This is a genomic window from Nocardiopsis mangrovi (assembly GCF_042653925.1).
In the GTDB taxonomy this organism is placed as follows: Bacteria; Actinomycetota; Actinomycetes; order Streptosporangiales; family Streptosporangiaceae; genus Nocardiopsis_B; species Nocardiopsis_B mangrovi.
Genome location: NZ_JBHSFQ010000039.1, coordinates 20781 through 31833, shown reverse-complemented (window position 1 = coordinate 31833; position 11053 = coordinate 20781). Strand labels below are relative to the sequence as shown.

Annotated in this window: 7 protein-coding genes and 1 tRNA gene; 2 read left to right on the top strand and 6 right to left on the bottom strand. The window is 70.1% G+C overall.

The window, feature by feature from the left end; all coding sequences use genetic code 11:
• The first annotated feature begins 132 nt into the window (after positions 1 to 132).
• Entirely contained in the window at positions 133 to 1059 is a 927-nt protein-coding gene (locus ACFO4E_RS26970; protein WP_378579549.1) for an alpha/beta fold hydrolase, read from the top strand.
• Between the two features lie 225 nt (positions 1060 to 1284).
• Complete coding sequence (locus ACFO4E_RS26965; RefSeq protein WP_378579547.1) at positions 1285 to 2184, top strand: hypothetical protein; 900 nt, start codon at positions 1285 to 1287, stop codon at positions 2182 to 2184.
• Positions 2185 to 2306: 122 nt separating this feature from the next.
• On the opposite strand, the gene ACFO4E_RS26960 is transcribed toward ACFO4E_RS26965, so the two are convergent.
• From ACFO4E_RS26960 to recF, 6 genes are all read right to left on the bottom strand, one after another.
• Positions 2307 to 2383 (bottom strand) — tRNA-Ile (locus ACFO4E_RS26960).
• Between the two features lie 134 nt (positions 2384 to 2517).
• The gene (locus ACFO4E_RS26955; RefSeq protein ID WP_378579546.1) at positions 2518 to 3564 is read right to left on the bottom strand and encodes a DUF3566 domain-containing protein; all 1047 of its coding nucleotides are present in this window, start codon (positions 3562 to 3564) and stop codon (positions 2518 to 2520) included.
• 802 nt (positions 3565 to 4366) lie between these two features.
• Positions 4367 to 6970: a DNA gyrase subunit A gene (gene gyrA / locus ACFO4E_RS26950; protein ID WP_378579545.1), complete on the bottom strand. Its 2604-nt coding sequence runs from the start codon at positions 6968 to 6970 to the stop codon at positions 4367 to 4369.
• A gap of 53 nt (positions 6971 to 7023) precedes the next feature.
• Complete coding sequence (gene gyrB / locus ACFO4E_RS26945; protein ID WP_465263148.1) at positions 7024 to 8940, bottom strand: DNA topoisomerase (ATP-hydrolyzing) subunit B; 1917 nt, start codon at positions 8938 to 8940, stop codon at positions 7024 to 7026.
• A 408-nt stretch (positions 8941 to 9348) separates the two neighbouring features.
• Positions 9349 to 9903 (bottom strand): DciA family protein, encoded by a 555-nt coding sequence (locus tag ACFO4E_RS26940; protein ID WP_378579543.1) that lies wholly within the window; start codon positions 9901 to 9903, stop codon positions 9349 to 9351.
• The gene (recF, locus tag ACFO4E_RS26935) at positions 9836 to 10978 is read right to left on the bottom strand and encodes a DNA replication/repair protein RecF (protein WP_378579542.1); all 1143 of its coding nucleotides are present in this window, start codon (positions 10976 to 10978) and stop codon (positions 9836 to 9838) included. Before recF ends, ACFO4E_RS26940 begins: the two co-directional genes overlap by 68 nt.
• Positions 10979 to 11053 lie beyond the last annotated feature (75 nt).

The following is an 11053-nucleotide window of genomic DNA, read 5'->3' as shown; positions in this document are numbered from 1 at the left end:
GACCCCGGTTCTCCGGATCCGTAGCGTTTTCCCCAGTCGCGGCGCCCGGTTCGCGGGGCAGGGACGGCACCTTCCCCCGCCCGCCGGCGGCGCTCGCGCCCCCTCATCCCGATCCACTTTCTGGAGGCAATCATGTCCCGCATCATCCGGACGACCGCTTTGACCGCACTGTGCTGCACCGTCGCCGGCATGGGGCTCGCCGGGTGCACGGTGGTCTCCGAGGTGGGTGCCGGCCTCGACGAGGTGCAGACCGACCTGGAATCCGCCGCGGAGGAGGTCATGACCGAGGGGGAGCTGTTCACCGGGACGAAGATGCTCAGTGTCGACGGCGGTTCCGTGAACGTCTCCTGCTCCGGCGCGCCGGCGGACGACCGGCCGGTCATCGTGCTCATGGCGGGGATGGGCGACGGGCTGGACACCATGGCCGGCCTTCAGGAGACCCTGAGCGAAACCGACCGGGTCTGCTCCTACGACCGGTTCGGCGAAGGCGAGAGCGACCGGCCGGACGGCCCGCAGAGCATCGCCGACAGCGGGGAGACCCTGACGGCCGTCCTCGACGACATCGCCCCTGACGGCCCGGTCGTCCTGTCCGGCCACTCACTCGGCGGACTGATCGCCGCCCGCTACGCTCCCGACCACCCGGACAGGGTCGCGGGGCTGGTCCTGCTGGACGCCACGTCCCCGACGATGATCGACGACATCACCGACGTGATCCCCGAGTCGGCCACCGGCCCTGGCGCTGAGGTGCGTGCGCAGAACCTCGCCCTGTTCCAGGGGGAGAACCCGGAGAACATCACCATCGAGAGCGACCCGGAGGTCGGCTCCGCCGGCGACATCCCGACCGAGGTCATCCAGCACGGCGTCCAATACCTCGGCGAGGTCCCCGAGTACGGTGACGACCTGGAGCGCGTCTGGGCCGAAGGCCAGGAGAAGTGGCTGGAGGTCTCCAGTGACAGCCGGCTCAGCACGGCCGGCGAGAGCGGCCACTACATCCACGTCGACCAGCCCGACATCGCCATCGAGGCCATCCAGCGCGTCACCGACCAGGCCGCCGCCTGAGGGACGGCGGGGCACGCGGCCGGCCATGCGAAGCGTCGTCAACTACGTGTGAATTATCAGTAGCGGCCGGTAGATCTTCGGAAAGCCGCGAGTAAACCCTCGCAGGCGGGTTACCCGGCACATGGGCATGGCACCGAAAGCTCGGATATGACGCCTCTTCGGACGCCACCGAAGTGAAACCGAACGAGAGGACCGACGCGTATGCCCGGGTCACCTCCTGACGAAGTGCGCACCGACGTCGTGAACTACATGAATTCCCTGGAATTCCAAAAGGCGGAAAAACTGCCGACTGAGCCCGATCTCAAACAGGTCGGGAGCTTCACCTACGACGGCGGCACGTTCAAGGAAACCGAAGCATGGGTTGCCGTCCGCACACAGGAGTACGACAACCGGGCGAGCGAAGGGGAAGCGGTGGTGACCTTCACCCACACGGAGAAGGTCACCGACTCCATACGCACGTCGGTCATCGAACCGAAAGAACTCGGCGGAGAACTGTGGGTGGGGGGCGAGGTGGGCGGCCCCGCCCCGATCCCCGGAACCAAAGGGGGCGCCAAGGCCACCATCAAGGTCGGGGCGGGCACGACGGACCCCCACACCAGCACACGCGAGGTGGAATGGGGCCTGCGGCAGGAGATAACGGTTCCACCGCACCGGCACTACCGCGCGACGATGAAGATCAGAACGAAAAGCCAAGAAGTAGACTGGGCGGCCGAGGTCCAATTAACGGGACCCGCGATCAGATACAAATACATGAATGACGACCGCACATGGTCGCCGATGCAGAACGGGGACTGGGCATACGTCTTCTCCTGGGTGGACGGTGCGAATATCGAGGGGTACACCATCAACACGGCGGATTGGGACACCCGAGCGCTGGTGGAGGGTGAACACGAGACGGCGGTGGGAACGCTGCGGGGAAAGGTGTCCGCGAAATTCGGCGTCGAAGCGCGCGTCGACGTGGAGCACATCGACTCGCAGGGCGACGCGCAGGTGATCGAGTCCTGGACAGGTGTCCCGGATATATCCGGGAAAGAACGGCCAGGAGCACCGTCCTCCGAAGGGGTACCGGCGCTGGAGATACCCCTGCAACGCGTTTCACCGGAAACCGCACCGGCGACACACTGACCGGGCCACCGACGATTCCGCTCCAGCACACCACTGACACCCACACCCGCCGGACGACCGGTCCCGACGCACATACGATGAACACGAAAAAGAAAAAGACCCCCTGCGGGAGGTCTTTTCGCTGGTGGGCGTACCAGGACTTGAACCTGGGGCCTCATCCTTATCAGGGATGCGCTCTAACCGACTGAGCTATACGCCCTCGTTCCGAGGGAACTCTACCGCATGCGGGGGGTCGGGGCGAACCGGTTGACCTGCGCTGCGGGGAGGAGGGACGCGGGGACCGCGGCCCTCTTCCTCCGCTATTTTAGCGCCTTTCGGCGGTGGTCGGGACCGTTACTCGGACTCGGTCAGGGTGACGTCGATGCCGCCCACGAGGTCCGCGGCGAGGTTGTAGAGCATCGCCCCGACCGTCGAGAGCGCGGTGATCAGGATGATGTTCAGCGCGCCGATGAGACCCGTGTAGCCGAGCACCCGGGTGGGGGAGAACCAGCTCTCAGGGTTGAGCGCGAGCTCGTCGCCCTCGCCGCCGTCGGTGAGCGAGGCGATCAGGTCGGTCAAGGCGTCGAAGACGCCGAGGCTCGACAGGATCGCGTACATCACGGCGATGGCGACGAACAGGATGATGAAACACACCAGGGCGATGACGAAGCTGAACTTCATCACCGACCACGGCTCCACGCGGCCGACGGTCAGGTGCGCCTTGCGGCTCGCCTTCGTCGCTCTGACCGTCGGCGCCTGCTGTGCCTGCTGCTCCTGCGGCACCGTCATCCGAACGCCCCCTTGTTGACTCGCGGATTCCACCGCTTCCTCCGCCGCTGCCCGTGCCGTCACCCCTGGCACACCCGACGTGCCGGCCCTCTCGGCGCGACCGGCCGCCTCCACCGGATCCGCCGGTTCCGCCTTGCCGGTCCCGGCCTCGTCCGCCTTGCCGGTCCCGGCCTCGTCCGCCGTACCGGCCCTGGCCTTGTCCACGTTGCCGGCCTCGGCCTTGTCCGCGGTACCGGTTCCGTCGTCGGCCCCGCGAACCTCGGTCTCGGCGGCCCCGGTTCCGGCCCTCGCCTCAGCCGTGGTCTCGGCCTCGGTTTCGGCCGTGACCTCGGCCTTGGTCCCGACGTCCTTGGCGGTCGTGGTCGGCGCGGCGGTGTCCTCGGCCTCGGTGGCGTCGGTACCGTCGGCGCCGCCTTCGCCGCTGGTGTCGGTCGTGCCCTCGGGCCCGTCGCCCGCCGGGGTGGCGGGTCCGGGAGCGGACTCGGTGGTGCTCGGGGTGGGGTCGTCGGCGGACGCGGACGCGGGCGCGTCCTCGACCGCCGCATCGTTGGCGTCGTCGACCGCCGTGGTCGACTCCGAAGCAGCGGATTCCCGTTGCGTGTTGTCAGACATGGCCACGTTACCGCTGGACTTTCCGTGTGACGGTGGATCCGGTCAAGGGGGATGACGGCCGCCCCCGGCCGGCGCGGGCGGCGGTGCGCCGCAGTGCCCTGGCGCTCTGCCGGGCACCCCTACCGCGCGGTGCGGGGATCGGCGGGTGTGGCGCGTGGCGGCGGCCGGGGACGGCCGCACCGCCGTGCGCCGCACCGGTGGAAATGGTGCGGGTGGTGCGGATGATACCGGTCTGCGCCGAGGTCGGCCGACCCCCATCGTACGGCCGGCGCCACGACCCGCGGACGGTGGTGCACGGCCGGGTCCGCGGGTGCGTCCGGAGCCCGAAGCGGGCGCCGACGGGTCGATGGACGACCGCGGCTCCCTCCAGGCCCGTGCGGGCCGCCTCGGGCCCCTTGGGCGGGCGCCCAAGGACCGCGAGAGGCCCTGGAAGGGTCAGCCGGTTCCTTGGGAAGAGCGGTCGGCCCAGCGGGCCCTGGGGCCGACCGTGGGCGCCGGGGGCGGTCCTGAGGCGTCGAGTGCGGCGCAGGAGGACGGAACCGTGCCCAGGGGTGTGGAAGGCGGCTATCGGGGAGCCGGACCGTGCCCGAGGGGCTTCACACCCCCGGGCCCTGCCCAGGGGCGTGGAGTTCGGCTGCCGGGGAACCGCTCGTGCCCGAAGGGCTTCACACCCCCCCGGACCGCGCCCGAGGGGCTTCGCGCCCCACGGAGCGCGCCCGGAGGCGTGGAGCGCGGCGCCGGGGGACCGTTCTGGGGTGGGGAGCGCGGCTCCGTGTCCCAGGCGGTTCCCCGGCGCCGGGGGTCACTCCCGGGTGTCTTCGGTGTCGCCCGAACCCGGCACGGCCGCGCCGGTGACGGCCTCGTCACCCGCGGGGCCGCCCTCGGCGGTGTCGCCGGCCTCGTCCACGACCTCCTCGGCCGCGGCCTCGGCGTTGCGCGCGATGGCGACGACGTGGTTGTTCTTGCCGAGGTTCATGAGCCGGACGCCCATGGTGGCGCGGCCCGACTGCTTGATCTCGGAGCTGCGGGTGCGGATGACGCCGCCGACGGACGTGATCGCGAAGACCTCGTCCTCCTCCGGCGAGACCATCAGCGCGCCGACGAGCTTCCCGCGGGCCTCGACGACCTTCGCGGTCAGCACGCCCTTGCCGCCCCGGTTCTGCAGCGGGTACTGGTCGGCCGGGGTGCGCTTGGCGTAGCCGCCCTCGGTGGCCACCAGGACGTCGGTGGGGCCGTCGGTCTCACGGATGACGTCCATGCTCAGCAGGTAGTCGCCCTCGAGGAACCGCATGCCGATGACCCCGCTGGTCGCGCGCCCCATGGGACGCAGCGACTCGTCCGAGGCCGTGAACCGGATCGCCTGGGCGTCGCTGCTGATGAGCAGCAGGTCGTCGGTGGGGAACACCAGCCGCGCGGCGATCAGCTCGTCGTTCTCCCGCAGGTTGATGGCGATGATGCCGGCCGACCGGGAGGAGTCGAAGTCCTCCAGCCGCGACTTCTTCACCAGGCCCTCGCGGGTGGCGAGCACCATGTACGGCGCGTCGTCGTAGTCGCGCAACGCCATGACCTGGGCGATCTCTTCGTCCGGCTGGAACTCCAGCAGGTTGGCGACGTGCTGCCCGCGGGCGTCGCGCGCGGCCTCAGGCAGCTCATAGGCCTTCGTGCGGTACACCCGGCCCTTGTTCGTGAAGCACAGGATCCAGTTGTGGGTGGTGGTCACGAAGAAGTGCTGGACGATGTCGTCCTGCTTGAGCTGGGCGCCGCGCACCCCCTTGCCGCCGCGCTTCTGGGCGCGGTAGTTGTCGAGGCGGGTGCGCTTGGCGTAGCCACCGCGGGAGATCGTCACGACGACGTCCTCCTCGGCGATGAAGTCCTCCATGCGCATGTCGCCCTCGAAGGGGATGATGTGGGTGCGGCGCTCGTCGCCGTACTTCTCGACGATCTCGGTGAGTTCGTCGCGGACGATGGTGCGCTGCCGCTCGGGCGAGCCGAGGATGTCGTTGTAGTCCTCGATCTGCGCCATCAGCTCGTCGTACTCGTCGGTGAGCTGCTGGCGCTCCAGGGCGGCGAGCTTGCGGAGCTGCATGTCGAGGATCGCGCGGGCCTGGATGTCGTCGATCTCCAGGAGCCCCATGAGCCCGGTCTTGGCGTCGTCGGCGGAGGCGCTGCCGCGGATGAGCGCGATGACCTCGTCGATGCGGTCGATCGCCTTGAGCAGGGCGCGCAGGATGTGCGCACGCTCCTCGGCCTTGCGCAGCAGGTACCGGGTGCGCCGGACGATGACCTCGATCTGGTGCGCGACCCAGTGCCGGATGAGCTGGTCGAGGCGGAGGGTGCGGGGCACCCCGTCGACCAGGGCGAGCATGTTGGCGCCGAACGTGTCCTGGAGCTGCGTGTGCTTGTACAGGTTGTTCAGGACGACCTTGGCGACGGCGTCGCGCTTGAGGACGATGATCAGGCGCTGTCCGGTGCGGCCGCTGGTCTCGTCCTTGACGTCGGCGATCCCGGTGACCTTGCCGTCCTTGACGAGCTCGGCGATCTTCTGCGCGAGGTTGTCGGGGTTGACCTGGTAGGGCAGCTCCGTGACGACCAGCGCCTGCCGGCCGCGGGTGTCCTCCTCGACCTCGACGACCGCGCGCATCGTGATGGAGCCGCGCCCGGTGCGGTAGGCGTCCTCGATGCCGCGGCGGCCCACGATCAGCCCGTTGGTGGGGAAGTCGGGGCCCTTGATCCGCTCGATGAGCGCCTCGAGGAGATCTTCGTCGGAGGTCTCGGGGTTCGCGAGGTACCAGTTGACGCCGGCGGCGACCTCGCGCAGGTTGTGCGGCGGGATGTTGGTGGCCATGCCGACCGCGATGCCGGCGGACCCGTTGACCAGCAGGTTGGGGAACCGCGCCGGAAGGACGACGGGCTCCTGGGAGCGGCCGTCGTAGTTGGGCCGGAAGTCGACCGTGTCCTTGTCGATGTCGCGGAGCATCTCCATGGCCAGCGGCGCGAGCTTGCACTCGGTGTACCGCATGGCCGCCGCGGGGTCGTTGCCCGGCGAGCCGAAGTTGCCGTTGCCGTCGACGAGCGGCATGCGCATCGTCCACCCCTGCGCGAGGCGCACGAGGGTGTCGTAGATCGGGCTGTCGCCGTGGGGATGGTAGTTACCCATGACGTCACCGACCACGCGGGCGCACTTGAAGTAGCCGCGGTCGGGCCGGTACCCGCCGTCGTACATGGCGTACATCACGCGCTGGTGGACGGGCTTGAGGCCGTCGCGGACGTCGGGCAGGGCCCGGCCGACGATGACCGACATCGCGTAGTCGAGATAACTGCGCTGCATCTCGACCTGGATGTCGACGGGTTCGACGCGGTCGCCGCCGGTGTTCTCTGGGGCTTCCGGAGTGTTCGCATCCGTCACTGGATGTCGATCCTTTTCGCTTGAGTCGTTTGCTGGCCTCGGGATGTGCGGGGTCAGATGTCCAGGAAGCGGACATCCCGCGCGTTGCGCTGGATGAAGGAGCGCCGGGATTCGACGTCCTCGCCCATGAGCACGCTGAACATCTCGTCGGCCTGTGCCGCATCGTCGAGTGTCACCTGGAGCAGCACCCGCCGGGCCGGGTCCATGGTGGTGTCCCACAGCTCTCCGGCGTTCATCTCGCCCAGGCCCTTGAAGCGCTGGATGAGGTCGCGGGGCCGGGGGTCGCGCTTGCCGCCAGCGATGCCGTCGGCGATGACCTGGTCGCGCTCGCGGTCGGAGTAGGCGTAGTCGGCGTCGCTGCCGCGCTGGTCCCACTTGATCTTGTAGAGGGGCGGCTGGGCGAGGTAGACGTGGCCGGCCTCGATCAGCGGCTTCATGAACCGGAACAGCAGGGTGAGCAGCAGCGTGCGGATGTGCTGGCCGTCGACGTCGGCGTCGGCCATCAGGATGATCTTGTGGTACCGCAGCTTGGCCAGGTCGAAGTCGTCGTGGATCCCGGTGCCCAGGGCGGTGATGATCGCCTGGACCTCGTTGTTGCGCAGGATCCGGTCGATGCGCGACTTCTCGACGTTGAGGATCTTGCCGCGGATGGGCAGGATCGCCTGGTAGTGCGGGTCGCGGCCGCCCTTGGCGGAGCCGCCGGCGGAGTCGCCCTCGACGATGTAGACCTCGCACCGCTCGGGCTCGGTCGACTGGCAGTCCGACAGCTTGCCCGGCAGGGAGGTGGACTCCAGGAGGGTCTTGCGCCGGGTGAGGTCGCGCGCCTGGCGGGCCGCGATCCGGGCGCGCGCCGCCGAGCTGGCCTTGGTGACGATGTCCTTGGCCTCGCCGGGGTTGCGCTCGAACCAGTCGCGCAGGTGCTCGTTGGTCACCCGCTGCACGAACGACTTCGCCTCGGTGTTGCCGAGCTTGGCCTTGGTCTGCCCCTCGAACTGGGGGTCGGCGAGCTTGGCGGAGATGATCGCCGTGAGGCCCTCGCGGATGTCGTCACCCGTGAGGTTGTCCTCTTTCTCCCGCAGCAGCTTCTGCTCGCGCGCGTAGCGGTTCACGATCGAGGTGAGCGCCGCCCGGAAGCCCTCTTCGTGGGTGCCGCCGTCGGTGGTGTTGATCGTGTTGGCGAAGGTGTGCACCGAGGAGGTGTAGGACTGGTTCCACTGGAGCGCGATCTCGGCGGAGATCCCGTCGCCGTCCTCCTCGAAGGAGATGATCGACGCGTGCGCCGGCTCCTTCGACTTGTTGATGTGGCGGACGAAGTCCGCCAGCCCCTCCTCGTAGTGGTACGTGTGCACCACGGGGGAGTCGCCGATGAACTCCGGCCGCTCGTCGCGGATGGTGATGGACAGCCCCTTGTTCAGGAACGCCATCTCCTGCATCCGCCGCGAGAGGGTCTCGAAGCTGTAGGTGGTGGTCTCGAAGATCGAGGGGTCGGCCCAGAAGGTGGTCTGGGTGCCGGTGTCGGCGGTCTCCTCGCCCTTGTCGAGGTCGGCGACCGGCCGGGTCATTTCATAGCGCTGCCGCCAGACGTGGCCGTCGCGGCGGATCTCGACCTCCAGCGCGGTGGACAGCGCGTTGACCACGGACACGCCGACACCGTGCAGGCCGCCGGAGACGGCGTAGGACTTGGAGTCGAACTTGCCGCCCGCGTGCAGGGTGGTGAGCACCAGCTCGACCCCCGGACGCTTCTCGACCGGGTGGAGGTCGACCGGGATGCCGCGGCCGTTGTCGGCGACGCGGACGCCGCCGTCGGCCATGAGGGTGACATCGATGGCGTCGGCGTGGCCGGCGAGCGCTTCGTCGACGGAGTTGTCGACGACCTCGGACACGAGGTGGTGCAGGCCCCGCTCGCCGGTGGAGCCGATGTACATGCCCGGGCGCTTGCGTACCGCTTCGAGCCCTTCGAGGACTGTGATGGATCGAGCATCGTAGGCCAAGTGGAAACACCCTCCTGCTGGGGAACGCCTGCCAGACGGCCCCCGAGTGGGGAGGGGAACCGGGACCGAGCAGCGGTGACAGGCGTGATGTGGCCGAAGGCGCGCACCCGCCCGGACACCGCTCACGGCTCCGAATCCCGCCGCCCACTCTTGGGGCGGGCTATACCGGCGGAAGCGTCCGAAGAACCGTCTCCATGATACCGCGCGCGTAGCCGGAAAGTGGCATTCGCGGCGCTGTGCCGCCCCAGAACGCGTGAGTGGGCGGGGAGATGACTCCCCACACACGGACACCCCCGCGAGCAATTCCCCGCGCCGTTCAGCGCCGCTCAGGCGGTACGACCGGTGATGCGCACGACAGCCGGAGGTAATGCGCGGTTCTCCGGCCGGTCAGCCCGCCCTGCGCGGGCCGGGGCCCCGTCCGCGGCCCGGCCCCTGCACCCTGATCCGCTGCACGGTGCCGTGCCCCAGTTCCTCGTTGATCCGGCGCAGCAGATCGCGGGTCATCGCGCGGGCGTGCGCCGCCATGGTCGCGGAATCGGCGGCGATGACCAGCTCACCGGCGTCGTAGGTGACCGGCCGCAGGTGCTGGGCGTTGAACTCGCCCACGATGTCGGCCCAGCGGCCGAAGACGCCGCCGATCGCCACCTGCTCCTGCCAGCCGTGGTCGATCAGCCAGGCGCGCGCGGCCTCACCGAAGAGCTGGGGCTCGTTGCGCGACCGGAGCGGGCCCCGGCGGACCCGCCGGGGGCGGGAGTCGGGGACGGCCCCGCGCTCGCGCGCGGCGGCCCGGGCCTGGGCGAGGGCCTGGCGGGCGAGGTCGGCGCCGGTGGGCGCGGCCGCCGCCGGATCGGCCGGCCGGCCGGGGTCGTGCTCGTCAGTCACGGGCGACCGCCCCCTCGGCCACCCGGAACCGGGTGCCCCGGAGTTCGGCGGGGATGTCATCGGGGACCGCGGCGCTGACGAGGACCTGCTCGGCGTGGCGCACGTGTTCGGCGAGCCGGCGCCGGCGCTCGGCGTCGAGTTCGGCGAAGACGTCGTCGAGGATCAGCACCGGGTCGTCGCCGTCGGCCCGCAGCAGCTCGAACCCGGCGAGCCGGAGCGCGAGGGCGTAGGACCACGCCTCGCCCTGGCTGGCGTAGCCCTTGGCGGGCAGGTCGTCGAGGGTGAGCTGGAGGTCGTCGCGGTGCGGGCCCACCAGGCTCACGCCGCGCCGCAGCTCCTGGGGGCGCGCCTCGGCCATGGCGGTGCGCATCAGGTCGGCGATCCCGCCGCGGTCGGCGGGGACGGCCGGGACGCCGTCGTCGCCCGCGGGAGAGGCCGAGCAGCGGTACCCGAGTACCGGGGGGCCGCCGGCGGAGGTGAGTTCGCCGTACGCCTTGGCGACCAGCGGCTGGAGCTCCGAGACCAGGGCCAGCCGGGCGGCGAGCAGCTCGGCGCCCGCGGTGGCCAGGTGGTCGTCCCACACGTCCAGGGTCGCGAGGTCGGGTTCGCGGCGCTTGAACAGCTGGACCGACGCCGATTTCAACAGGGCGTTGCGCTGCTTGAGGACGCGGTCGTAGTCGGACCGGACGCCGGCGTAGCGCGGGGTCCGGGCGACCAGGAGCTCGTCGAGGAAGCGGCGGCGCTCGCCGGGGTCGCCCTTGACGAGGGCGAGGTCCTCGGGGGCGAAGAGCACCGTGCGCAGGATGCCGAGGATCTCGCGGGGGCGGGTGGCGGGGGCCCGGTTGAGCCGCGCGCGGTTGGCCCGGCCCGGGTTGATCTCCAGCTCGATGATCGCCCGGCGGTCGTCCTTGACGACGGCGGCGCGCACGATGGCGCGCTCGGCGCCCTTGCGGACCAGGGGGGCGTCGTTGGCGACCCGGTGGCTGCCGAGCGTCGCGACGTAGCCGATGGCTTCGACGAGGTTGGTCTTGCCCTGGCCGTTGGGGCCGACGAAGGTGCTGATGCCGGGTTCCAGCGCGAGGTCGGCGGCCTCATAGGAGCGGTAGTCGGCCAGTTGCAGGTGGGAAACGTACATCCGGCCTCTCCTGTCCTACGGATCTGCCCGGACACGCGGTACCGACACGACCGGTCCCGCCGCACACCGAGGAGA

Coding starts and splice junctions, on each gene's coding strand:
- ACFO4E_RS26970 (WP_378579549.1), top strand. CDS start 133: ATGTCCCGCATCATCCGGACGACCGCTTTGACCGCACTGTGCTGCACC.
- ACFO4E_RS26955 (WP_378579546.1), bottom strand. CDS start 3,564: ATGTCTGACAACACGCAACGGGAATCCGCTGCTTCGGAGTCGACCACG.
- ACFO4E_RS26940 (WP_378579543.1), bottom strand. CDS start 9,903: ATGACATCCCCGCCGAACTCCGGGGCACCCGGTTCCGGGTGGCCGAGG.
- recF (WP_378579542.1), bottom strand. CDS start 10,978: ATGTACGTTTCCCACCTGCAACTGGCCGACTACCGCTCCTATGAGGCC.